Origin of the sequence: Aromatoleum sp. (assembly GCF_035254505.1) — a bacterium.
Taxonomy (GTDB): domain Bacteria; phylum Pseudomonadota; class Gammaproteobacteria; order Burkholderiales; family Rhodocyclaceae; genus Aromatoleum.
Genome location: NZ_DATFAO010000007.1, coordinates 28,915 through 53,257 on the forward strand (window position 1 = coordinate 28,915; position 24,343 = coordinate 53,257).

General features: G+C 65.8%; 21 protein-coding genes. 11 read left to right on the forward strand and 10 right to left on the reverse strand.

Features of this window, described 5'->3' with window-relative positions:
* Nucleotides 1–119: 119 nt before the first annotated feature.
* From VJ673_RS00750 to VJ673_RS00780, 7 genes are all read left to right on the forward strand, one after another.
* A complete protein-coding gene (locus VJ673_RS00750; RefSeq protein WP_324124092.1) occupies nt 120–929 on the forward strand; it encodes a DUF1223 domain-containing protein in 810 nt (269 codons plus the stop codon).
* A gap of 26 nt (nt 930–955) precedes the next feature.
* A complete protein-coding gene (locus tag VJ673_RS00755; protein WP_324124093.1) occupies nt 956–1,582 on the forward strand; it encodes a cytochrome b/b6 domain-containing protein in 627 nt (208 codons plus the stop codon).
* Nucleotides 1,579–2,340 carry a molybdopterin-dependent oxidoreductase gene (locus VJ673_RS00760; RefSeq protein WP_324124094.1) on the forward strand — a complete coding sequence of 254 codons (762 nt, stop codon included), beginning with the start codon at nt 1,579–1,581 and terminating at the stop codon, nt 2,338–2,340. The genes VJ673_RS00755 and VJ673_RS00760 overlap by 4 nt, the downstream gene beginning before the upstream one ends.
* A 36-nt stretch (nt 2,341–2,376) precedes the next feature.
* Nucleotides 2,377–2,655, forward strand: coding sequence for a pentapeptide MXKDX repeat protein (locus VJ673_RS00765; RefSeq protein WP_324124096.1), 279 nt, complete (start codon nt 2,377–2,379; stop codon nt 2,653–2,655).
* Nucleotides 2,656–2,754: 99 nt separating this feature from the next.
* The gene (locus tag VJ673_RS00770) at nt 2,755–2,994 is read left to right on the forward strand and encodes a hypothetical protein (RefSeq protein WP_324124097.1); all 240 of its coding nucleotides are present in this window, start codon (nt 2,755–2,757) and stop codon (nt 2,992–2,994) included.
* Between the two features lie 38 nt (nt 2,995–3,032).
* On the forward strand, nt 3,033–3,890 hold the full coding sequence (locus VJ673_RS00775) for a patatin-like phospholipase family protein (protein WP_324124098.1): 858 nt from the start codon (nt 3,033–3,035) through the stop codon (nt 3,888–3,890).
* Nucleotides 3,891–3,968: 78 nt separating this feature from the next.
* Nucleotides 3,969–4,745 carry a hypothetical protein gene (locus VJ673_RS00780; RefSeq protein WP_324124099.1) on the forward strand — a complete coding sequence of 259 codons (777 nt, stop codon included), beginning with the start codon at nt 3,969–3,971 and terminating at the stop codon, nt 4,743–4,745.
* 22 nt (nt 4,746–4,767) lie between these two features.
* On the opposite strand, the gene VJ673_RS00785 is transcribed toward VJ673_RS00780, so the two are convergent.
* The 8 genes from VJ673_RS00785 to VJ673_RS00820 form a co-directional block, all read right to left on the reverse strand.
* On the reverse strand, nt 4,768–6,873 hold the full coding sequence (locus VJ673_RS00785) for a D-(-)-3-hydroxybutyrate oligomer hydrolase (protein WP_324124101.1): 2,106 nt from the start codon (nt 6,871–6,873) through the stop codon (nt 4,768–4,770).
* Nucleotides 6,874–7,040: 167 nt separating this feature from the next.
* A complete protein-coding gene (locus tag VJ673_RS00790; RefSeq protein WP_324124102.1) occupies nt 7,041–8,054 on the reverse strand; it encodes a response regulator in 1,014 nt (337 codons plus the stop codon).
* Between the two features lie 3 nt (nt 8,055–8,057).
* The gene (locus tag VJ673_RS00795; protein ID WP_324124103.1) at nt 8,058–11,513 is read right to left on the reverse strand and encodes a sensor histidine kinase, YfiR-like protein-associated; all 3,456 of its coding nucleotides are present in this window, start codon (nt 11,511–11,513) and stop codon (nt 8,058–8,060) included.
* A complete protein-coding gene (locus tag VJ673_RS00800) occupies nt 11,510–12,100 on the reverse strand; it encodes a TOL_0243 family YfiR-like periplasmic protein (protein WP_324124104.1) in 591 nt (196 codons plus the stop codon). The genes VJ673_RS00795 and VJ673_RS00800 overlap by 4 nt, the downstream gene beginning before the upstream one ends.
* Nucleotides 12,100–13,980, reverse strand: coding sequence for a TOL_0244 family TonB-dependent receptor (locus VJ673_RS00805; protein ID WP_324124105.1), 1,881 nt, complete (start codon nt 13,978–13,980; stop codon nt 12,100–12,102). The genes VJ673_RS00800 and VJ673_RS00805 overlap by 1 nt, the downstream gene beginning before the upstream one ends.
* A gap of 17 nt (nt 13,981–13,997) precedes the next feature.
* The gene (locus tag VJ673_RS00810) at nt 13,998–14,384 is read right to left on the reverse strand and encodes an ANTAR domain-containing protein (RefSeq protein ID WP_324124106.1); all 387 of its coding nucleotides are present in this window, start codon (nt 14,382–14,384) and stop codon (nt 13,998–14,000) included.
* Nucleotides 14,385–14,485: 101 nt separating this feature from the next.
* Complete coding sequence (locus tag VJ673_RS00815) at nt 14,486–15,124, reverse strand: response regulator transcription factor (RefSeq protein WP_324124107.1); 639 nt, start codon at nt 15,122–15,124, stop codon at nt 14,486–14,488.
* Nucleotide 15,125: 1 nt separating this feature from the next.
* Nucleotides 15,126–16,286, reverse strand: a complete 1,161-nt coding sequence (locus VJ673_RS00820; protein ID WP_324124108.1) for a PAS domain-containing sensor histidine kinase — start codon at nt 16,284–16,286, stop codon at nt 15,126–15,128.
* A 258-nt stretch (nt 16,287–16,544) separates the two neighbouring features.
* Between VJ673_RS00820 and VJ673_RS00825 the strand changes: the two genes are divergently transcribed.
* Complete coding sequence (locus VJ673_RS00825) at nt 16,545–18,194, forward strand: glycosyltransferase family 39 protein (RefSeq protein ID WP_324124129.1); 1,650 nt, start codon at nt 16,545–16,547, stop codon at nt 18,192–18,194.
* A 22-nt stretch (nt 18,195–18,216) separates the two neighbouring features.
* Here VJ673_RS00825 and VJ673_RS00830 read toward each other — a convergent pair whose 3' ends face one another.
* The gene (locus VJ673_RS00830) at nt 18,217–18,489 is read right to left on the reverse strand and encodes a hypothetical protein (RefSeq protein WP_324124109.1); all 273 of its coding nucleotides are present in this window, start codon (nt 18,487–18,489) and stop codon (nt 18,217–18,219) included.
* A gap of 152 nt (nt 18,490–18,641) precedes the next feature.
* On the opposite strand from VJ673_RS00830, the gene VJ673_RS00835 reads away from it, so the two are divergent.
* Genes VJ673_RS00835 through VJ673_RS00845 form a run of 3 tightly spaced genes read left to right on the forward strand, consistent with a single transcriptional unit; the run spans nt 18,642 to nt 23,855 of the window.
* Nucleotides 18,642–19,475 (forward strand): phosphate/phosphite/phosphonate ABC transporter substrate-binding protein, encoded by an 834-nt coding sequence (locus VJ673_RS00835; protein ID WP_324124110.1) that lies wholly within the window; start codon nt 18,642–18,644, stop codon nt 19,473–19,475.
* A gap of 39 nt (nt 19,476–19,514) precedes the next feature.
* A complete protein-coding gene (locus VJ673_RS00840; RefSeq protein ID WP_324124111.1) occupies nt 19,515–22,745 on the forward strand; it encodes a hybrid sensor histidine kinase/response regulator in 3,231 nt (1,076 codons plus the stop codon).
* Nucleotides 22,746–22,760: 15 nt separating this feature from the next.
* A complete protein-coding gene (locus VJ673_RS00845; protein ID WP_324124112.1) occupies nt 22,761–23,855 on the forward strand; it encodes an HD domain-containing phosphohydrolase in 1,095 nt (364 codons plus the stop codon).
* On the opposite strand, the gene VJ673_RS00850 is transcribed toward VJ673_RS00845, so the two are convergent.
* Nucleotides 23,803–24,339, reverse strand: coding sequence for a hypothetical protein (locus VJ673_RS00850; RefSeq protein ID WP_324124113.1), 537 nt, complete (start codon nt 24,337–24,339; stop codon nt 23,803–23,805). The two genes, VJ673_RS00845 and VJ673_RS00850, sit on opposite strands and share 53 nt — an antisense overlap.
* Between the last annotated feature and the right edge of the window lie 4 nt (nt 24,340–24,343).

Consider the following 24,343-nt stretch of genomic DNA (forward strand, 5'->3'; position numbering starts at 1 on the left):
ATGGCATAAGCAGCGTATCCGCACACCCAAAAAATTCTTACGACCTCGTGTAAGAAATCGCGCCCCTCCTCCGACCAAATCTTCACGAAGCCCCTCCGCGGGCTTGTCGGGAAGGACGGATGGACATGAAGAACGCGCTGTCGACGATGCTGGGAAAGGGCTTATTGGGCCTGCTGGGCCCGCTGAGCATGGTGCCGATCTCTGCGCCTGCAGCCGGTCCCATCATGTGCGAGGCACGCAGCCCTGAACACACGGTCGCGCTGCTGGAGCTTTTCACGTCCGAAGGCTGCAGCAGCTGCCCGCCCGCCGACCGCTGGCTGAGCGGCCTGAAGGGCACCGGCGCGACGCTCGTGCCGCTCGCCCTGCACGTCGACTACTGGGACTACATCGGCTGGAAAGACGTCTTCGCGCAGCCGGGCTTCGCCGCGCGGCAGGAGCAGCAGGCGCATGCCGGCAACACGCCGGTCTATACGCCGCAATTCTTCGTCCAGGGCCGGCCCTACCGGCTTCCGTCATCGGCCGACGGCTTCGGTCGCGACATTGCCGCCATCGCCCAAAAGCCCGCGGGCGCAGACATCTCCTTGTTTCTCGGGCAGGTCGCGGACGGGAAACTATCCTTCAAGTTCACCGCCCGCCTGCGCCAGACGCAAGCCGATGCCCCCGCTGGAGTCTTCGTTGCGCTGTATGAGAACGGGCTGACGACTTCGGTCAAAGCCGGCGAAAACCGAGGCGCGACGCTGCATCATGATTTCGTCGTCCGCGAATGGATCGGCCCGATCGCGATACCGGCGGGCGGCAGCACCGAAAGAGCAATGAGCTTTTCGTTGCCCCTGGATCGTCCGTCCGCCAACTTCGGCGTCGCCGCATTCGTCCAGAACGCGCGCACCTTCGACGTCATGCAGGCCTTGTCCCGTCAGGTTTGCGCCTGATCGGGACTTCCGCCAAGGAGCCAACCGTGAATCCTGAACAGCAATCGAAATGGGTGCGGATTCATCCGCTCGTCGTGCGCATCACGCACTGGGTCAACGCCGTCGCGATACTGGTGATGGTGACGAGCGGATGGCGCATCTACGACGCCTCGCCGATCTTCCCCTTCCGCATTCCGGGAGACATCACGCTCGGCGGCTGGCTGGGCGGAGCGCTGCAGTGGCACTTCGCAGGGATGTGGCTGCTGGCGGTCAACGGGCTGGTGTATCTCGCCTACGGCATCTTCTCCGGCCATTTCCGCCGCAAGTTCTGGCCGATCTCGCCTGCCGCGGTGATCGCCGACGTGCTGGCGGCGCTGCGGGGCAAGCTCTCGCACGAGGACCTGTCGATCTACAACGCGGCCCAGCGGGCGGCCTATGCGACGCTGATCATCGCGGTTGTCGTGCTCGTGCTGTCGGGCCTTGCGATCTGGAAGCCGGTGCAGCTGCAAAGTCTCGCCGCACTGATGGGCGGCTACGAGGGCGCGCGCATCGTGCATTTCGCGGCGATGACGCTCACCGTGCTCGTCGTCATCGTGCATGTCGTGATGGTCGCGCTGGTTCCCCGCACCTTGCACGCCATGATCACCGGAAATGTTCGGAGGGTTCGCACATGAAACCGCGCAATGCCCTGGGGCGGGCACTCGCCGCCATTCCGAAGCGCGAGATCGAGAGCATCGAACGCCGCCTCTTCCTGCGTCGCGGGTTGTCGCTCGGCGCGCTGGCGATGCTCACCGGCTGCAACATCACCGATCAGGAAAGCGTCGAGCAGGCGCTGATGACAATGTCGCGCTGGAACGACCGCGTGCAGGGCTGGCTCTTCGACCCGACGCGGCTCGCACCGGAATATCCGGAATCGGCGATCACCGTGCCCTTCCCCTTCAACGCTTATTACGGCGAGGACGAGGCGCCCGAGGTCGACGCCGAGGACTATCGGCTCGAACTTGGCGGCCTGATCCGCGAGCGCAAGCCGTGGAGCCTGCCCGAGCTGTATGCGCTGCCGCAGGTGTCGCAGGTCACGCGCCATATCTGCGTCGAAGGCTGGAGCGCGATCGGCAAGTGGAGCGGCACGCCCTTCCGCAGCTTCCTCGAACGGGTCGGCGCCGACACCACGGCGAAGTTCGTCGGCTTCAAGTGCGACGACGATTACTACTCCAGCATCGACATGGCGACTGCGCTGCATCCGCAGACGATCCTCGCCTTCCGCTATGCCGACCAGATTCTGCCGAGGAAGTACGGTTTCCCGATGAAGCTGCGGGTACCGACCAAGCTCGGCTTCAAGAACCCGAAACACATCCGGGCCATCTTCGTTACCAACGAATACCCGGGTGGCTATTGGGAGGACCAGGGCTATAACTGGTTCAGTGGGTCCTGAGGACTTTGCAATCCGACCGCCAATTTGGAGAAGACCATGAAGAAGATGATCCCCACCGCCATCGCCGCGCTCATGTGCCTGGGACTTTCCAGCGCCTACGCCGCCGACGAAATGATGAAGAAAGACGACATGTCCAAGGACGGCGCGATGATGAAGCACGACGACATGTCGAAAGATGCGATGAAGAAGCCGGCGAAGAAGACCATGGCGAAGAAGGACGAAATGAAGAAGGACGCCATGGGCAAGGGTGAAATGATGAAGGACGAGATGAAGAAGGACGGCATGGGGATGGGCAAGGACCCGATGGCGAAGTAAGCGGGCGGCCGGCGCGTCTGCCTCGCGCCGGCCGAGCATCGTGGGGGATCGGAAATGCGCCGCGCTCGAACACCCGTCCTGATCGCCGCCCAGATCGGCGTGCTGCTCGTCGTCACTCAGCCGAGTGTCGTCGATGCCGGCGATATGTCCCCTGCCGAGAAGGTCCATGAGCTCAGGAAGAAGAAGATGAAGACGGATGAGCCGATGGAAACCGGCATGATGAAAAAGGGAATGACCAAGGGCGACGTCGGGAAGGCCGCGAAAGAGAAGGAACACGAACTGCAGCCGATGATGGAGCAGGAAGAAAGGGCAATGCCGCCCGGCCCCGAAAAACCGTAAGCGCTTGCCCGCACATCTGCGCGCGGGAGGAAGGGATGATGACGGCCACCACGGAACGGACCGCCTTCGTGCTCGCGGGCGGCGGCAGTTTCGGCTCCATCCAGGTCGGCATGCTGCGCGCCCTCGTCGCCCACGGCGTGAAGGCGGATCTGGTCGTCGGTACCTCGGTCGGCGCAATCAACGGCGCCTACTTTGCGGGCGACCCAACGGCAACGGGTGTTGCGCGGCTCGAAGCGCTATGGCGCAAGCTCAGGCGCCGCGATGTGTTCCCGCTGTCGCTGCCGCGCATCGGCGCCTTTTTCTCGCGCTCTCCGGCGCTCGGTGACGCGAGCGGTCTGCGGCATATCATCGAAAGCGAACTGCCGTACCGCCAGCTCGAATCCGCCGCGATCCCGATCCACATCTGCGCGACCGAACTGCTGAGCGGCGGCTCGGTATGTCTCTCGAGCGGACCTGCCGCGGACGCGATCCTCGCGAGTTCCGCCGTGCCGGCGGTGTTCCCACCGGTGAGCATCAACGGCATCACGCTCATCGACGGCGCGATCGCCAGCAACACGCCGATCACGATGGCGATCGAGTTGGGCGCGACGCGCCTCATCGTGCTGCCGACAGGATTCGCGTGTGCGCTGCAAAGCCCGCCGACGAGCACCATCGCCAGCGCCTTGCACGCCCTCAACCTGCTGATCGCCCACCAGATGGTGCGCGACCTCGCCCACATCGCCGGCCGAGTGAACGTCGTCACCGTGCCGCCGCTCTGCCCGCTGGCCGTCTCCCCCTATGATTTCTCGCGCGCAAACGAGCTTATCGAGCGCGCAGCGAAGACCACGACAGTCTGGCTCGAAAGCGGCGGGCTCGACGAGCACGGGATTCCGCACGCGTTGCTGCCGCACGATTGATCCGGCCGGACCGTGAGGTCATCGTCATTTGTCATTAAACTGGAGGTTCTCGACCCGCCGGCAGACGCCCCTTTTCCGATGTTCCGCAAGCTCCGCATCGCCATCCTGCTCATGATCCTCGCCACCGTGGGCCTCGAAGCCTGGCGATCGACGTCGCGGCTCACCTCGTGGGAGCAGACGGTCCATGTCGCGATCTACCCGATCGCGGCGGACGATTCTCCGAATACCGCGCGTTTCATCGCCGATCTCGACCGCGAGCAGTTTGCGGACGTCGGCGACTGGCTGCAGGAGCAGAGCCGCGAATACGGGCGGACGGTGCTGCGGCCGGTGTCGCTGCAGGTCGCGCCGGCGGTGAGTGAGCGGCCGCCGATGGCGCCGATGAGGGCCGGGATGCTGGATGCGGTCCTGTGGAGCCTGAAGCTGCGCTGGTGGGCGTCGCGGCACGATGGGATCGGGGGACCGAAGCCGGATGTACGGCTCTTCGTGCTGTTCCACGACGCCGGGCTCAATGCAGCGCTGCCGCACTCGACCGGGCTCGAGAAGGGGCGGATCGGCGTGATCCACGCCTTCGCCAACCGCTTGCAACGCCGGCAGAACGCCGTCGTGATCGCGCACGAGCTGCTGCACACCTTCGGCGCCACGGACAAGTACGACCTCGCGACGCTGCAGCCGATTTTTCCGGAAGGTTACGCGGAGCCGAATCGCAGGCCGCGGCTGCCGCAACGTCTCGCCGAGATCATGGGAGGACGTACGCCGATCGACGCGGCGCACGCCGAAATGCCCGACGGGTTGGCCGACACGGTGATCGGACAGGAGACGGCGCGGGAAATCGGCCTGTTGCGGCCGGCACACTAAAGCCGACCGCAACATCTGCCGCTCAGTCAGGCACCAAGACCTCGTTGCCGGTGACCGTGATGCGGTCGGAGGCCGCGGGCGTGGCGCTGATCGCAGGCACGTTTGCGGCGGTCAGCGGCGCGGCAGCGCCCGGGGTGCCCGTGCGCGGCGTCGTACGCACGACTTGCGACGGCGGCAGCGGCGTGTGGGCGGTCAGGTGGCTGTACATCAGGTCGAGCGCGCGGCGGAAGTATACGTGCAGCGGGATGAAGCGCGTGTCGTAGCCGGCGAGCAGCGCATTGCCGATGAAGGCGTCGAAGTGCTGCGCATTCGTGACCTCGATGTAGCGCAGGCGGCTGCGCGCACCCTCCTCGGCGCGGTTCATCCCGAGGTAAGGCCGTGACGTGAAGCCGACGGGCACGAGCGCATCGGAGCGGCCATGCACGATGATCGCGGGCTTGCCGTTGAGATCGGCCCGCACGCGTACCGCTTCGACGTTTTCGTGGACCCGTTGCGCCTCGATGCTGTTGTCCGTCCACAAGGAACGCAGGCACAGCGCGCCATCGACGTTGAAGTCGAGCTTGCCGGTGGAGGGCGAGATCGACGCTCCGTCGCGGCGCGGTCCGCCGACCGACGCATCGTTGATGATCTGCAGGCCGGATGCGGGCGGAATGCCGTTGCCGGTGCCGAAGCTCGTCGCTGCCAACGCGGGCAGCCACGGCGCGGGAACGCCCGTGCTATCGACCGCGGCGAAGCTGAAGTTGCACGCCCGATCCTCGACGCCGAACCGGCCGTAGGTATTGGCGTAGGTCACGGCGATCGGCGGGATGGCGAACGCGTAGTGCGAGGCCACGAGCGGAGTCGACTCGGGCTCCCATCCATAGGCGACCAAGGCATCGAGCGCACTGTCGCCCTGTTCGGCCGGCGTCGCGCCGCTGATCAGACCATGGGCCACCAGCGCTTCGCAGCGGTTCGTCGCCAGGGCCGCGGGGACGAAGGCCGCGCCGGGGGAACCTGCGGCGCGCGGCGACAAGGTCGCGCAGGGTTGCAGGAGATTGGCGTAGGTCGTGTAGTCGTACAGCGTGCGGCCGCTGCCGGTGCGGACTTGGCTGCCGCGACGGACCACGAGCTGGCTGTTCTCGCGCAGCTGGATCTGCGGCTCGCCGACGGCGACGCCGTCGATCAGGCCTTCGTCGTCCTGCTCGGCCGCGGCCAACGCGGCGCCAGCGCCATTCGACACACTGGCCGCGATGACGACGGTCTTCTGCTTGACGATCGTGCGCACCACGCCCTGCGGCGTATGAACGCCGTACTTTTCGTTGAGCACGTAGAAAGCGAAGCGCACCGCATCGAGCGTATCGCGCCCCCAGTCGGCCTCCGGATTCAGCTTGGAATGCGCGTGCTTGACCGCAACGCGGTTCGGCCACGCGGCGAGGAAGGCGGCGCGCTCGGATTCCGAGAGATCGGCTGTGAAATGCGAGGCCTCGCCCGCAACCGCCGCGTCGGCGCGCGTCCCGTCGATCAGGCCGACGGTGTTCGTCGCGAGATCGTGCATGCCATTGCCCGTGCCCTTGTCGGCGTACGCGACGGCGCAGCCTTTCTGCAGGCCCCACTCGCCCGAGGTGCCGATCGCACCGTAGATGCCGCGCGAGCCGCTGGAGGTCGCAGTCACGATGCAGGGCTTCTTCGGGTTGAAATGGGCCGGCACCTGCACCATCAGCGTGACGTTGCCACGCTCCCCGTCATGGTTCGCATACGCAAGATATTCGCTGCCGGCGATCTTGCCATCGCCCGTGCTGCTGACGACCCCGGTCGCGCTGACGCTCAGGAGCGGGCCGAACAGCGTCCCGTAGCCGCCGTTGGGCGAAGTGTCGATCAATGCGCGGTAATTGTTGTAGATCGCGAGGCGACGCAGTTCGTCGGCCGTCGGTACTGCGGACACGAGCGGCGCGCTCACCGACTGGATGCCGCCGCGGCCGAGACCCGCCGTGAGGAGATCGTCGGAGATGCCGTCGGTGTCGCGTGAAACGATGTCGCCCAGGAACGCAGGCTTCGGGTTGAAGCCGAATCCGCTTCCGGGAAGGGCAAGGGCCGGCATCGCTGCCAGAACCAGTACGATCGGGGTGACGCTGCGCATGCTGGGGTACATGGGGCTTCTCCATTATTGGTTTTGCTTGCACCCGTCAGCATGGAGAAAGCACACCGTCCTATGCCATCCGCGCGCAAGTCTACGTTATTGGCAGCGGATGGGCCGGCCGAAATGAGGGTTTACCCTCAGCTCCGTCAAATCGGTCACACCGGGAGTGACATGCGCACTCAAGCCCTGAGGCCGACCTCCCTCCCGCGTCCTTCCTGTTGGTCCCAGTGGGCCTTGATCTCGAGAATATCGGGCATCGCGCCCTTGAACGCCATCACCAGGCGCGCTTCGAGGTGGCTGCCGGCCGACTCGTCGAGCTGGTCGATCACGCGCTCCAGCGGCCACGCCTCCTTGTACGGGCGCCGCGTGGTCAGCGCGTCGAAGACATCGGCGATGGCGACGATGCGGGCCGATTCGGGAATGCCTTCCCCGGTGAGTTGGTCCGGATAGCCGGTGCCGTCCCATCGTTCGTGGTGGTGCAGGGCGACCTCGGCCGCGAGCTGGAACAAGGGTGCGTCTCCGCGGCGCAGGATGTCGTAGCCGATGCGCGAGTGCGTCTTCATGACCAGCCATTCGTCCGCATCGAGCTTGGCCGGCTTCTTCAGGATCGAGTCGGGAATGCCGATCTTGCCCGTGTCGTGCATCGGCGCCGCGAGTTCGAGCAGACTGGCGTCTTCTTCCTCCCAGCCGACAATTTCGGCCAGTCGGCGACAATACGCGGCCATGCGCCAGACGTGCATCCCGGTATCGGTGTCGTTGTAGTGGCCGGCTTCGCCCAGCATGTGGATAGCGGCACGGTGGCTCGCCGCAAGCTCGGCGGCATTCACCAGCGAGAGATGCGTGCGCACGCGAGCGCGGACGACGGGAGGCGAAATCGGCTTGGTGATGTAATCGACGCCACCGACGTCGAATCCGGTCTGTTCGTCGACCGCGTCGGCAAGGCTCGTGATGAAGATGATCGGGATGCGGCTGGTCGCAGGATCGGCCTTGAGGTGCCGGGCGACGTCGAAACCGTTCATGTCCGGCATGACCACGTCCAGCAGGATCAGGGACGGCTGGTGCTTGGCCGCCGCGCGGATGGCCTCGGCACCGCTGCGTGCGTAGACCAGCCGGTAATCCTCCTCCAGGACCGCGCGCAACAAGCCGAGGTTGAGGGGATCGTCATCGACGCAAAGAATCGGATGGTGGTCCATGGCTCACTCCTTTTCGGTCATTCCGTGCGACTCGGGAAGGGCCTGGATGAGGGCCTGGACGAGCGCTTCGGCGCCGCGGAAGTCGAAGTCGTCGATGCATTTCTGCAACTTTTGCATCAGGTCGACGGGAACGAATGGCGACAAGACGGGCAGCAGGGGTTCGATGCACGCCGGATCGTCGCTATCCAGCGCTGCACGGACGCGCTCGAGCGTCGCGCGCGCCTCGGCGGGGTCCGCGCCGTTGGCAGGCGCGTCGGCACTGGGCGCTGCGGCTTCGATCGCATCGCCGAGATAGTCCTCGATCGCCGCGGCCGTCTGCTTCAGCGCGGACATCAGTTCGGCGACCGGCCCGGTTGCGTCGCGGCCCTCACGCAATTGCTCTTCGACAGCGCCGGCGAGCTCCGCCGCCTGCGACAGCGCGAGGGCACCGGCGCTGCCGCGCAGCCGGTGCGCGAGGAAGGCCGCCTGCGATCTGTCGTGGGCCTGCATGGCCTCGACGATGCGCTGCCCCTCTTCGGCGATGTCGATCGACCGGAGCCGATCGCGATAGACGGCCTCGTCGCGCCAGTTGCGCAACCCCGCCTGCACATCGAGCAGGGGCTGCGATGCGGTGTCAGCAGGGGTCTCCGCCGGAGGTCGCTTGCCAACGGGCCCCGTCGATTCGCCGCCTTCGGTATAGCGCTGAACGGTCGCGATGAGTTCGTCGACGTCGAAAGGCTTGGCCACGAAATCGTTCATCCCCGACTCGATGGCCGCCAGCTGCTGCCTCTTGAAGGCGCCCGCAGTCAGCGCGATCACCGGCAGATGGGCGAGGCTGGGCGTCGCGCGGATCTGACGGGTGGTCTCGTAGCCGTCCATGACCGGCATCTGCACGTCCATCAACACGAGATCGAATCCTTCGGGATGACTCCGCAGCATCGTCAGGGCCGAGCTCCCTTCGGGCGCGAGTTCCACCTCGGCCCCCGCGCCGACCAGGATCTGCTGCGCGACGTCGCGGTTCATCTCGTTGTCATCGACGACGAGGATGCGCCGTCCGGCGAGGGTCAGCTCACCCGTGCGCGGCAGCTCCCGCGTCGGCAATTCCCCGCGGCGGCTCTTGGCATCGAGCAAGGCGTTGTAAAGGCCGGAGCACGTGACCGGCTTCGTGAGCACCGCGTCCACCTGCTCGCTGCCCGGCTGCTCTCGCAGCAGTTCGCGATCCATCGCCGTGACCATGATGATGATCGGTGCCTTTCCCTGCTTCTCCATGTTCCTCCGGATCGCTGCAGCAGCGGCCAGGCCGTCGACCTCGGGCATGCGCCAGTCGAGCAACAGCACGTCGTAGGGCTGGCGATCCGCCTTTGCGGCCGCCGCGATCGCCTTCTTGCCGGAGTCGACGACATCGACCGTCCAGCCGAGGCTCGCGGCCGTCGCACTCAGCACAACTCGTGCGGTGGCGTTGTCATCGGCGACGAGCACGCGCTGGAACATCATCGCCGGCGTCGCATTGCCGACCGGGTCGCTGAGCTCGAGCTGGATCTCGAAGGCGAACTCGCTGCCCTTCCCCGGCTCGCTCGTGACGCTCAGTTCGCCCCCCATCAGTTCGACGAGGCGCCGGCTGATCGCGAGGCCGAGACCCGTGCCGCCGAAGCTGCGCGACGTCGAGCTGTCGCCCTGCGTGAAAGCATTGAAGATCGCCTGTTGCTTGTCCTTCGGGATGCCGATGCCGGTGTCGCGCACGGCGAAGCGCAGCCGCACCGTGCCGGCCGAACGGTCTTCTGCAATCGTGTCGGCGCTGACGACGACCTCGCCCTCGGCGGTGAACTTGATGGCATTGCCAGCGAGATTGATCAGGACTTGCCCCAGGCGCAGCGCATCGCCCTTCAAGAAGTTGGCCCCTTCGGGCGGCGGCCCGACGATGACTTCGACCGGCTTTTCACCGACCGCCGACGACATGATGCTCGCGATGTTGTCGAGCACGTCCGCGAGGCGGAAGGGCACGTGCTCGATCTCCAGGCGCTGGGCATCGATCTTCGAGAAATCGAGGATGTCGTTGATGATGCCGAGCAGCGAGCGGCCCGCGATGTGGATCTTCTGCACCATGCCGCGCGCGACCGGCGTCAGTTCGTGCTTCTCGAGCAGGTAGGCGAGGCTGAGGATCGCGTTCATCGGTGTGCGGATCTCGTGACTCATGTTGGCGACGAAGTCCGCCTTCGCGCGGTTCGCGGCCTCCGCCTCCTCGGTCCGGCTCACCAGCGCGCGGTTGGCAATCTCGACCTGCGCGGTGCGCTCGGCCACGCGCCGCTCGAGCTGCGCATTCAGTTCGAGCACCTCCCGCTCGGCAGTGCGGCGGTCATCGACGTCGTCCAGCGCGCCGATCCACTCCACGACGCGATCCTGATCGTCCAGAACCGGCGCATTGCGCATCATGACGATGCGGTATCGCTCGCTGGCCGGATGCCACAGCCTGGCTTCCAGCTCGAAGGAGGTGCGGTCGTGCAGCGCGAGCGCCCAGGCGCGGTCGATCGCGGCCTGGTCATCCGGATGGAAAGCGCGACGCCAGCCCAGGCCGCGGTATTCGTCGCGCGACTGGCCAGTGTAGGCCGCCCACGCCGGTTGCTCGTCGACGAAGCCGCCGTATGGACCACAGGTCCAGATCACCGAGGACATCGCCGAGATCAACGTGCGGTTGCGCCGCTCGCTTGCGAGCAGCGACCTCTGAATATCGGCGCGCTCGGCAACCTCACGTTCAAGTTCGCGCTTGGATGATTCGATGGCGTCGGTACGGCGGCCGATCTCGGCCAGCATGTCGTTGAAGACGTCCACGAGATAACCGATCTCGTCGTCGCTGGTCTTCGCCGCCCGCAGCGCGAAGTTGCGCTCTTCCATGACCTGGCGGGCGACGTCACTCACCGACTGGATCGGCCCCGTGATCCATCGCTGCGCGCGTGTCGAGATGGCGAGCCCCACGCCCATGCTGGCGACGATCGCGGCCGCGAGGACGGCGACGAAGTTCCACAGGCGCTCCATCAGGTCGTATTCGGCAACGAGGTAGACTGTGCCGAGCACCTCCTGCCGGCTCGCGACCCGGCGGGCGAGTGACAACGTCCCGTCTGCTGTCTGGACGTCGTGGAGGTCGAGCAGGGGCGGAAAAGGCTTCGACTCCGCACCCCCACGGCGATAGGTGGCAAACACCGTCCCGCGCGACGTATAGAGTGCGGCGGCGAGCACCTTCGGCTGAGCCGTGAGTTGGGCGAGGCTCTCCTGCGCGGCTGCGGGATCGTTGAATTGCAGCGCGGCGGTACTCGCATACGCGAGGATGTCGGCCTGCGTGTTCAACTCGTCGAGCAGGGTCTGGCGGAAGACGAGCGACTCGTAATAGACAAGCGCGCCGCCGGCGACGAGCAGCGCACTCAGGTTGCCGATCAGCACCGTCAGCAGCAGCTTGCTGCGGATCGAGCGGAGAAAGCCGGAGATCATGGCGCCCCCTTTTCGACCCGGCGGGCAACGGCGAGCAGACGCGAACTGAGCCTCAGGCCGTTGCGTTCCGCAGTGCCGAGCGAAATTTCGAAGCCGATGCGGTTATCGACGGGCACGAAGTTCACGACGCTGCCGCTGTCGAGTCCCCCCGGCATCTCGGTGATGGTCAGGACGGGCCGCGACTTGAGCGCACCGATCAGTTTTTTTGCCGCTCCCGCTTCCCGCCGCGCGACAAAGAGGATGTGAGCGTGCTCCACTTCGTCACCGCCGTTGGAGGGCTCGACGACGAAGCTCCGCTCATTGGCCTTTCGCCCTGCCAGCGTTGCGACAAGGATGTCGACCAACGGGTCCGCGCCCACGACTACGATACGGATCGGCTCGCCCGGCCCGGCGAACGCCGAGCTCGGCCACTCGATATATTCCGCCATGCGGAAGAGGTAGGCGGCCTTGACCTGGTACTCGACGGAGACCGGGTCGTTGGCCGCAAATGCATGCGCGGCGCCGGCAAGCACGAGGCACACGAGGATGCGCCGTCGCACCGCGGACGGTGAGGCAGCGCAGCGAAGGAGCACCGCGGGCGCGAACATCAGAAGCCCATCCTGATGGACAGGAAGGCCGCCCGCCTCACCTGAGCCGCGCCGCCCGCGGACACGACGAACTCTTCGTGCCGGCGGTCGAGCAGGTTCGCGACCGTCAGCGTCAGCGCCAGCGAAGGAGACAGCTGCCAGCCGTAGCGCACATCCACTGCCGTGTAGGCCGGCACCGGCGGCGTCGGCAGCGCGCCAACCCGGCGCACCGCAAGGTCCAGGCTCTGGTTTTCTCCCAATTGCCAACCCGAACTCAGGGACCACTGGACGGGCGGATCATCTCCCGGCGGCGTGCGGGCCACCGCATCACCCTCGAACCGGTCGTGCTGCGCGAGCACGCCCGCCGACAAGCGCCACGAGGAATTGATCCGATAGCTGCCCCAGGCTTCGACCCCGTACACGCGCCCGTCGATGTGGTTGCCGAGCACGAAGCTGCCGTTCGGCTGGCTGTCGAGGCTGCGCAGACGGTCGTAAGTACTGTGGAAGAGCGTGACCGACAGCGACGCCGCCTCGCCGAACTGGCCGCGGTAGCCCACTTCGGTCGTCCGCGCGATTTCGGACTCGAAGTCGCGCCCGCCGGCAAGCAGGAAGGGCGCATTGGCCGGAACGAAGAAATCGCGGTCGATCCGCGACGGCGCGCGAACCGAACGCGACCAGGCGGACCATAGCAGATGGTCGGGAGCCATCTTCCACGCCAGCCGCACATTCGGCATGAATTCGAGGCCGCTGAAGTTGTTGTTCCCCGCCCGCGCGCCCAGCGTCAGCCGCAATTGCGGCGTCAACACCCGCTCATGCTGCACGAAGAGATTCGCCCAGTGCATGCGGCGCTCCGCCGGCAGGAAGGCCAACAGCGCGCTGCGGTTGTCGACGCGGTCGTCCGCCCAGCGGTACCCGCCGCCCCAGATCGTCTTGTGCCCGCCGTCGTGGGGCTGCGTGTGCTGGAGGCTCAACTGGCCGACGTCGAGTCGTTCACCAAACAAGCCGGGCACGCTGCGCGAGCTGTGATCCCAGTAGGCCTGGACCTGCAGTTCCCCGCCGTCCGCCAGTGCCCGATTCCAGCGCGCCAAGAGGTTTCCCCCGTCCGCGCGCTGGCGTCCCGGGGCGTCGTACTCGATCGAATCGGCGTAGGCGTCGCCCTGCACCGTCACGCTGTTGGCGCCCTCGGCCCGGTCCGCGCGGAAACCCGCCTGATGGCGCCACCAGCCGTCGGATACGGACGACCCGTCGCGGCGCTCCGAATGATCGAAGTACTGGGCCTTCGCATACACCCGATAATTCCCTGTCTCCCCCAGCGTTCCGCCGTGACGGGCCGCAAAGCCGCGTTCGAGGTTGCCAACGCCCGCGGAGACGAGGTTCCCGGTCGTCTCCGCGCTGGACCGCGTGATCACATTGATCACGCCGTTCACGGCGTTGGTCCCCCACAGTGTGCTGGCCGGCCCGCTGATGACCTCTATGCGGTCCACCTCCTCCAGCATCACGTCCTGCACATCCCAGAACACACCCGAATAGAGCGGTGTATAGACGATGCGCCCGTCGATCAGCACTTGCAGCTTGTTGGCCGTGTTCGAATTGAAGCCTCGCGCGGAGATCGCGTACTGGTTCGCGTCGATCCGCGCCACCTGCAGGTTGGGCGCCAGCCGCAAGGCCTCGGGCAGCGTCGTCGCACCCGAGCGCCGGATGGCATCGGCGGTAATGACATAGACCGAGGCCGGCGCATCCACCAGGCGTTCCGGTGCCCGCGACACAGTGGTGACTTGGATGTCACCAAGCTGCTCCAGCGAGAGGTTGACCAGATTTCCGGCGACGACCTCAGCCTCCGTGGCCGCCACGGCACAAGCCGAGACCCAGGCCAGGAGTGGCGCGGCGATGGTTTGTCGCATGCGCTTGCGTGTCGTCGTCAACGGCATAGAACAGTCCGCACCTGTCGTACCAGTCGTCGCAGCCGTTCAGGCTGCATCGGCTCGGGAAGATGCCCGAGATAACGGAGCCCGAGGCGCCGGCATACGTTCTCCGCATGAGCCGGATCTTCGAGCGGACCATAGATCACCACGGCGGCCGGCTGTGCCTGGTCGGCGATGCGATGCAGGATGTGCGCCGTCCGGCTGCCGCCTCCGTCGAGACCGCAGAACACGACGTCCGCCCGCTCCGGCAAGCGCTCCATCATCGGCGCTTCCCGTCCCTCGACCACTTGGACGTGCTCGACGCCAAGTTCGCGCAGGTGCCCGGTCAATCCGGTCACCTCATACCCGTCGCATTCCAACACCAGCACTCGGAGCTCATGCACGGCGCGACTCCCCTGCTCTAGGAGCAGCTGACAGGGTAGGCCGGCGACGCGACTCCCCAAATCAGGGAATCGGTAATTCCGACTCAGGAAATCCCTTACAACTAAAGCGATATGAGTCCGGTACGAATGGCATACCGGACGAGGGAGGGAAGGTCATGGAGCTTGAGGCGTTCCATGATCTGGGCACGGTAGGTCTCTACCGTCTTCGCGCTGAGATCGAGCTCGAACGCGATCTCCTTGACGCTGGCCCCTTCGGCGAGACGCTTGAGCACCTCCTGCTGACGAGGGGTCAACAGGGTTTCCACCCCTTCGGCCGGCGGTTGGCCCGCACGGCCCTGGGTCGCCGACGAAACGGCGGCGGACAGCCAGACGTTCCCGTTGGCCACTGTCCTGACCGCGAGTTCGAGTTCGGCCGGAGCGGCATCCTTCAACAGGTAGCCGTGCGCCCCCAGGCTCAGCGCGCGCGCGACGTGCTCGCTATTGGCATGCATCGACAGCATCAGCACGCGCGTATCGGGCAACTCCTCCCTGATCCGGGCCAGGCAGTCGAGCCCCGAGAGGCCCGGCATCTGGATGTCCATGATGACGAGGTCCGGCTTCAGCCTGCCAGCTTGCTCCAGCGCCTCGATACCGTTGCGTGCCGAGGCGACGACCTCGTAGCCCTCGATCTCGCCGATCAGCATCGCGAGACCCGCTGCCAGCAGCTGATGATCGTCTGCGATTTGCACGCGCACCGTCATGTCAGGGCTCCTGCGCATGGGAAGCGATCGGGATGCGGGCGGAAACTCGGCATCCCTTGCCTGGCGTCGATACGACTTCGAAGCTCCCGCCCAAGCCGCACACCCGTTCCTGCATGCCCAGCAGGCCGAGGCGGTCGCTGCGGGCCGGCGGGCGCAGGCTGGCGACCGTGTCGAAGCCGATCCCGTCGTCGGCGATGCTGAGCTCGATCAGTTCCGGCCCGAGCCTCACCTCGACATCCACGCGCGTCGCGCTCGCGTGCCGAAGCACATTGGTGACCGACTCCTGCACGATGCGGAAACAGGCGAGCTCGATTTCCGGCGGCAAACGAATGGCTCCGAGATCCTCGGACAAGGTTGGCGCGAGGAAGGAGGTCTGGCGGACGCGCTCCAGGTGCCAGCGCAGCGCCGCCGCGAGGCCCAGGTCGTCCAGCTGCGGCGGCCGTAGCTGATGCACGATGTCGCGCACCCCCTGCATGATGCTGTCGGCGATCTGCAGCGCATTGTTGAGAGGAATGCGGGCCTCGGGAGCCGTGCACTTGCGCCGCACCATTTCGAGGTTGAGGCACAGCGCCGCAAGCATCTGGCCGATATCGTCGTGCAGTTCCTGGCTCAGGCGCCGGCGCTCCTGCTCCACCTTGCGGCGCTCGGCTTCGGACAAGCGGCGCAACGCCGCCGCCAGCTCCTCGGTGCGTGCCTGCAGCGCGCGGTTCTTGTCCTGCAGCTCCGTCGTCCTGACCGCCAGCAGTTCCGAGAGCTGTTCGTTGCGATGGAGCATCGCCTGCTGCAATCGCCTGCGTTCGCTCGCGTCGGCGATCGAGACGACGACGCATTGCCCCTCCCCGACGGGCATCGTTCCGAGTCCTACCTCGACTGGAAACTCGCTGCCGTTCTTGCGCAGGCCACGAAGCTCGCGATTGTTCCCCATCATGCGCGGCGCGGGTTGGTCCGTGAATCCGGTCCGCAGCGCGACATGTCCGTAGCGGTAGCGCTCGGGCATCAGGTTCTCGATGGACATCCCCGCGAATTCGTCCGCGGAATATCCGAAGATCTCCGAGGCATGCGCATTCGCGCTCAAGATCCCCCCATCGGGACCGACCACGAGGATCGCTTCCGGCGCGGTCTCGATGATTCTGGCGGCAAGCGTGGAGAACTGGTTTGTCATCAATGATCCGGCATTGCTGGGGCAGAACTGCGTGATCTTTGTAGCATAGTACAAGGATGCAAGTAGCAATCCTCCCCGTCGGGCGGACTCCGACAACGAAATCTTTAGTGGGCCCTCGTCAACGACGATGTGGCCCGATACGTTTACTTGCGTATTCGTGATCCGCCCGAGCCTTCCCATGAGGAATCCCTGCCAGAACCGTCATCGCAGCAATGCTCAGGATGAGCCGCCACGCCGGGAAGCCCGCCCGTGAATCGCATGCTCGACGTCGCCACCCAACCCGCTGCGGCGCAAGCCCTGCCGGCAGTCGCTCCGGCGCGCATCAGGCGCCTTGCCTTTGCGCTGCTGATCGCACTCGGCTTCTTTGCGCTCCTCGCATTCCGTCAATACGGCATCAGCAACGACGAAGAGGTGCAACACACGTACGGGCGGATGCTGCTCGATTTCTACCTGTCGGGCTTCGCGGACCGCAGCGCGTTCGCCTACAAGAATCTGTACCTTTACGGGGGTCTCTTCGACCTGATCGCGGCGACGCTCGAACGCGTCGTTCCCATGAACGTCTGGGACCTTCGCCACCTGCTGTCCGCCGCCTTCGGACTGCTCGGCCTCGCCGGCACCTGGATGCTCGCGCGCCGGCTGATGGGCGAGACGGCCGGCCTGATCGCCCTCGCGCTACTGGCCCTGACCGGTGCCTGGACGGGCGCGATGTTCACCCACACCAAGGACGTGCCGTTCGCGGCCACGATGATTTGGGCCGTATATTTCACGACCCGCTTCGCGGCGCGGCTGCCGGAAGTGCGGGCGCGGGACGTCGCTGGACTCGGCCTCGCGATCGGCTGCGCCTTCGGCCTGCGGGTCGGCGCGGTGTTCGCCCTCCTCTACCTGGGCGTCGCCGTGGCGGCCGCGACCTGGATGGGCGGCCACGATCTCGCGTCGCGTGCCGCAGTGTTGCGCCGCGCGGTGCTCGGACTCGTTCCGGCGGGCCTGCTCGCCGCGGCCCTGGCGATCCTCTTCTGGCCTTGGGTCGTGATGGCGCCGGACAACCTCATTGTCGCGATGCGCACCTTTTCGCACTTCGCCTTCAACCTCGACACGATCCTCGACGGCGTCGTGATGAAGATCGGTGCGGTGCCCGGCACCTATCTGTTCGACTATCTCCTCGTACGCTTGCCCGAGCTTTTCCTGCTCGGCATCGTGCTGGCGCTCGTCGTCGGTGTCCGTGCGCTGCCCTCGCTATTCGTCGTGCAGCGGGAACGTGTCGAGGCGCTGCCGTGGCTGCCGGTCCTGCTCGCGACGGCGGTCCCGCTCGGTTACGCGCTGATCGCAGCGCCGCCGCTCTACAACGGCATCCGCCACTTCACCTTCCTCTTGCCGCCGCTCGCGGTCGTTGCGGCAGCCGGGCTGCAGGCGGCGTGGCGACTGAGCCAGCGCTGGCCGGGCGTGAATGCGGTCGCGCTCGGTGCCTGTCTGCTGCTGGCCTTCGTTCATCTGGCCACGCTCATCGACCTGCACCCCTACGAATACCTCGAGTACAACGATCTGATCGGCGGCCTGCGCGGCGCCGAAGGGCGCTGGGAAGAGGACTATTGGGCAAGCAGCCTGCGGGAAGCGACGGGGCTGCTGAACGCCTACGTCCTGGGCTCCGGCCCCCTGGCGCACCCCTACACCGTCGCAGCCTGTGCCGAGCCGGTGCAAGCCGCGGCGTGGCTGGCGCCCGGCCTGACGATGACGACCGACTGGCTCGCAGCAGACTTCTTCGTTTCGCCGACGCAGATGAACTGCCACCTCGCCGTCACCGGCCGCGTCGTCGCGGAAGTGGTGCGAGACGGGGTGACGATCGCGGTGGTGCGCGACCGGCGCGGGATCAACAGCGCACAGCCCAACCTGAAGTCGCCGGGTCCAGGCTAGAGAGACGGCGCCGGGCCGGCCGTCAGAAGGTCGTGCAGTTGAAGAAGCCGCGATGGCCGATGCAGCTCGTCGTGGTCGGCATGCGGCTGTAGCGGTCGAAGTGATCGCGCGCGTTGAGCCGCATCACGCAATCTCGCCACGGGTCCGAGTCGGCCGCGTAGCCCAGCTTTTCGCACGCCGGGCCATAGACCGTAATCATTTCATCGACTTCGCGCTCGACCTGCGCTGCACGCTGGGCGGGAGTGGTGCAGCCGACGAGAACGGCGACGCACGCCAGGGTAAGAGCTTTACGCATCACGGGCTCCGTATCGAGAGAATTCTTTTCCCCTCTGTTCCGTACTGTTAGAGATGCGCAGCCTCCGGTGGTTTCCACCGCCGGTCGCGGCCGGGCAAATGCCGGAACGCTACCTATAATTGCGGATAGAAATCATTACCGGGGAGCATTGCATGATCCACCGCGTGATGTTTGGCCTGGCCGTCCTGTGCTCGGTATTCGCGGCCCATGCGCAGCCCGTCTATCGCTTTTCGCCGGTCAACCAATGGGACATCAACAAGACGGTCGCGTACTGGAACCCGATCATCAACTATGTCTCGGAAAAGAGCGGCCTGCAGCTCGAACTGAAGATCGGCCGCACCTCGGCGGACACGACGGCCTACGTGCTCGCGCAGGAAGTGGAGTTTGTCTTCAGCAACCACCTTTTCAGCCCGGAACGCCGCCGCCTCGGCTGGAAAGTATTCGGCCGACGCCAACCCTCTGAGATCCGCGGCGCGATCGCGGTGCCGGTCGACTCACCGATCACCACACTCGAAGAACTGCGGGACCAGGAAGTCGCATTCGCCGGGCCGGAAGCCTTTATCGGCTACAAGGTGCCCTACGCCCACCTGTTGTCGAAGGGCATCGACGTCAAAGTCGTCTTCGGCGGCAACCAGAACGCGGCCTTCGCGCAGATGTTCGCCGGCAGGGCCAAGGCGGTCGGCAGCAACTCTTTCCTGATCGACGCCTACACCGTGAAGGAGCACAAGAACTTTCGCGTGCTGTGGACCTCCGAGCCGTATCACGACCTTGCGTTGATGGCGTCGTCCAAGGTCCCGGACAAGGACCTGAAGGCCATCGCGGACGCGTTCACGTCGATGCATCAGGATCCGCGCGGCCGCGAGATCTTGCACCGAGCGTCGATGGAGGTGGGGATTGCGGCCGATTCGTACTTCATTCCGGCCACCGAGGCCGATTTCGCGAACTATCGCCGCTTCTACGATTCCGCGCCGGCCTTGCTGCGCTGAGCGCCGTTCGGCGCTTGGCGAAGGATTGCGATGTCGCTGATGAACCGCTTGCTCCCGAAGTCGCTCGTCGCTCGCGTCTATGCGCTGACCTTGCTGACGCTGTTGCTGTTCGTGAGCCTGGGCCTCGGTGTCTTCTACCGCTACCAGTTCCGCGGCAACATCCAGGATGCGCAGGACTCGGCCACCATGATGGTCGAGGTCGTCGCGCAGGTCATTGGCGAAAGTGCCGCCATCGGTGACTACGACACGATCAAACGCACGCTGGACAACGCAGTCCTGCGCTCGCCCTTCGAATCCGGCGCCTTCATCGATCTGCAGGGCGGAACGATCCGCACCCTTAAGTCGCAGCCGCCCGACAGGGTTCCGCCACAATGGCTGCGGCAGGAAGTGGCCGAGCAGTTGTACGACGTGAATCGGAACATCGTGGTCGGCGGCGTGGATTTCGGTGTCTTGCGCCTGACTTTCGACGTCGACGAGATCGCGGGAGAGCTATGGGAGCTGTTTCGCGCAGCGCTCGCGCTCGCGGCCGCGAGTGTCGCCGGGGGCCTGTTGCTGATCTGGCTTCCCCTGAAGCGCTGGCTAGGCACGCTCGAACGCGTGCAGAGCTTCGAGCGTGACCAGGCACAGGGGGTGGATTCGAGTGCCGAACTCATCGACGAAGTTCCGGCCGAGTTCCGCCACATGTTCGAAGTCCTGGCAGACACCTCGAACACGCTGCGCAAGGAACTGGCGACGCGCGAAAAGGCAATGACTTCGCTGCGCTCGCTGCTCGAATCGATCCTGCCGGCCAATCCCAGCGCAAACGGCAACGTGCCCGACGACATCGAGGCGGTATCGGTCCTGATCCGGGATCTCGTGACCGAACGGGAGGCCAGCCGCCGGGCGCTCGACAACCAGAAATTCGCGCTCGACCAGCACGCCATCGTCAGCATCACGGATCGCACCGGGCGCATCACCTACGCCAACGATCGCTTCTGCGAGATCTCCGGCTACTCGCGAGAGGAATTGCTGGGGACGAATCACCGCCTCGTCAATTCCGGCTATCACCCTCCGCAGTTTTTCGCCGACCTGTGGCGCACGATTCTGTCGGGGCGAGTGTGGCACGGGGAAATCAAGAATCGGGCGAAGGACGGATCGGCGTTCTGGGTGAACGCGACCATCGTTCCGCTCGCCGGTGCCGACAGCACACTGTCCCAGTTCATCGCAATCCGGACCGACATCACCGAGCGCAAGCGCGTCGAAGAGGAATTGCAGGATGCGAAGCTCGCGGCCGAAGCGGCCAACCGGGCGAAGAGCGACTTCCTCGCCAACATGAGCCACGAGATCCGCACGCCGATGAACGGCATCATCGGCATGACTGAACTGGTGCTCGATACCCCGCTCGAAGCGAACCAGCGCGAGCATCTCGAGATCGTCCGCTCCTCGGCCGAGTCACTGCTCGTGATCCTCAACGACATTCTCGACTTCTCCAAGATCGAGGCCGGGAAACTCGTCGTCGAGCACATTTCCTTCAACCTGCGGCTCGCGATTTCCGAAACGCTTAAATGCCTTGCCATCCGCGCGGGCAAGAAGGGCCTGCAACTCGACTGCGAACTGTCCGACGATCTGCCCGCCTATGTTTCGGGGGACCCCGGCCGACTGCGGCAGATCCTGACCAACCTGTGCGACAACGCGATCAAGTTCACCGACACCGGATCGATCACGGTACGCGCGACGACCGAAGCCAGCGACGAGCGGCATTGCATCATCCACGTCTCGGTGGCGGACACCGGCATCGGTATCGGGCGCACGCAACAGAAGAAGGTATTCGAGGCCTTCGACCAGGCTGACACCTCGACCACGCGCAACTTCGGCGGCACCGGACTGGGCCTGGCGATCTGCTCACGGCTGGTCGGGCTGATGGGCGGGAGAATTTGGCTCGAAAGCGAGATCGGACGCGGCAGTACCTTCCACTTCACCGTTGACATGCAGCGTGTCGCGGGCGAGGACACGGCCGGCGAAGCCTTGCCGCCGCTCTCGACCTGGCCCGACGTGCCCGCGCTGGTCGCGGAGGGCGACCCTGCCCAGCGGCGCAGCCTCGCGCAGTGGCTGCGCGCGTGGAGCTTCACGGTCGACGAAGCGGCCGACGGCAACGAAGCACTGGAGAAATGCCGCGTCGCGCCACCTGGCGAATGTCCCTACCGCGTCATCCTGATCGACTCCGCGCTGCCTGTCCTCGACGGATTCGGTTTCGCCGACGCGGTGCGGCGCGAAGGCCGAAGCGGCGCGGTGCAGATGGTCATGCTGTCGGCCCGGGGAGAAAAGGGAGACGCGCGACGCTGCCGGGAGCTCGGCCTCGCGGCCTACCTGAGCAAGCCGACAACGCCGCTTGAACTCCGCGACACGCTGACGCGCGTGCTCGCGCCGCGGGAACCGGGCGGCGCGGCCGGCACCGAACCGGAACTCGTCACCCGCCACACCCTGAAGGAACATCAACGCCACCTATCGATCCTGCTCGTCGAAGACCATCCGATCAACCAGAAGCTCGCCCGCGAACTGTTCGAGATGTGGGGCCACAGCGTCACGCTGGCCGCAAACGGGCAGGAGGCCGTCGACCTCTTCCCGACGATGCATTGGGACATCGTGTTCATGGACATGCAGATGCCGGTGATGGGCGGCATCGACGCAACACGCCTCATCCGCGCCTCGGAGCCTCCGCAACGGCGAACGCCGATCATCGCGATGACGGCGAGCGCGATGAGCGAAGACCGCAAGCGCTGCCTCGAAGCCGGGATGGACGACCACATCGCCAAGCCGATCGACCGGCACGCGGTGCATCGGCTGCTCGAACACTACGGTGCGCGCGGTGGCGTCGCCCTGCCGGCCGCGTCGGCGTCGCCACCGGCGGTCAGCGTCTCCCCCACTGCAATCGAGGCGGCGCTCGACGGACTGGACCCGGAACTGGTCGGCGTGGTCGGAAAGGTGATCGCGGTGCATCTGCCGATGGACCTCGCGGGTGTGCGCGAGGCATCGCGCCGGCGCAGCTGGCCGGAGCTGCGCCACGCGGCGCACAACATCAAGAGCACCTTCGGGCTGCTGGGCATGAGCGATCTTGCCAACGTTGCGCAGTGGATCGAGTCCAATCCCGAAGGGACGGACAAGAGCACGCTCGATCAACTTCAGGCCGCCGTCGACGTGATCGTGAACGCGCTGTCCAGAAAGCCGAGGCCAGCGGTCGTTCAAGACGGTATCGGAGCACATCGCCCCCTCAATGGATCGACCAGCACCTAAAAGGGCACCCCACACATGACGCGACAAAACGAGGAGCCCGCGCCGCGTGCCAGCGTCGTCATCATCGATGACCATGTTGTCAACCTGACGCTGCTGCGGCACCTGCTGGCGCGAGACGACTTGTGCGACCCGAAAGCGTTTTCGGATCCGGCTGAGGGCCTGGCGTATTGCCTGGGAAATACGCCCGACATGGTGGTCGTCGACTACATGATGCCGAGCATCAGCGGCATCGACATCATCCATCGGCTTCGCGCGCATGAAGCGACGCGCGAGGTGCCTATCCTCATGGTCACTGCGAACCACGAACGCACGGTGCGGCACGCTGCCCTCGAAGCGGGCGCCACCGACTTCCTGATCAAGCCCATCGATGGCAAGGAGCTCGCGGTACGCACGCGCAATATGCTGATGCTGCGCAACGCGACCAAGCGTGAAGCGAACCGCGCGGAGTGGCTGGCCAGCGAGATCCGCAAGGCCACCGCGACCATCCTCGAGCGCGAACAGGAACTCGTTTGCCGAATGTCGCGCGCGGCCGAGTTCCGCGACCCGGAAACCGGCGGCCACATCCAGCGGATGGCGTACTACTCGCGCCTCATCGCGCGCGTGCTCGGACTCCCGGCGACCGACCAGGAAACGCTTTTCATCGCCGCGCCGATGCACGACGTCGGCAAGATCGCGATCCCCGACGCGATCCTGCTCAAGCCCGGCAGACTGACCGAGGCCGAATTCGAAATCATGAAGATGCACGCCCGCCACGGCTACGACCTGTTGTGCGACAGCAATGCCCCGGTCCTGCGCGTCGGCGCCGAAGTCGCGCACACGCATCACGAGAAGTACGACGGCAGCGGCTACCCGCGCAAACTCGCCGGTGAGGACATCCCAATCTTCGGCCGCATCGTCGCCGTCGCGGACGTCTTCGACGCGCTGACCTCGGCCCGCCCCTACAAGCGGCCCTGGACCTTCGCAGCCTCCCGGGAACTACTCGAAAAAGGCCGCGGCTCGCATTTCGATCCGGCCTGCGTCGACGCTTTCCTTTCGGCCTGGGACGAGGTGCAGGCGATCAGCCGGCAATTCCAGGACCCCGACGAGTTCGCGGATCGGATAAGTCCTTGACTGCTTCCCTCGGCGGATCGAACCAGCGGCACGCGACGACCAGCGAGACGCCGAACGCGAGGTGCGCCGCGATCGTGACCCAGCCGCGGGCCACCGTGAACCAGGGAAACACTTCGGTAAAGCCATACAGGTTGACCGCGTAGATCGCGAGCCCGTATCCCGCCCCGGCAAGCAGCGCCGAGCGGCGGCCCAGCTCCCTCGCGATCGGCAGCGCGATTGCGGCGCAGACGAAGCTGACGCCGAAATGGATCAGCGTCGCGATCAGCATCACGTCGCCGCGCCACACCGGATCTCCGGCGAGAACCCGCTGCCCCATGATGATCGCCGCCGTCAGCCGGGCGTCGCGAAGCAGTGTCTCGAACACCGGGGTCGCGCTGAGCAACCACAACAGCACCTGCACGCCGGTCGCCACCGTGCCCGCGAAAATCGCCGCCGCCGCGGCCTGCACCGGCAGGCATTGCACCTGCCTCAGTTTTGCCAGCAATCGC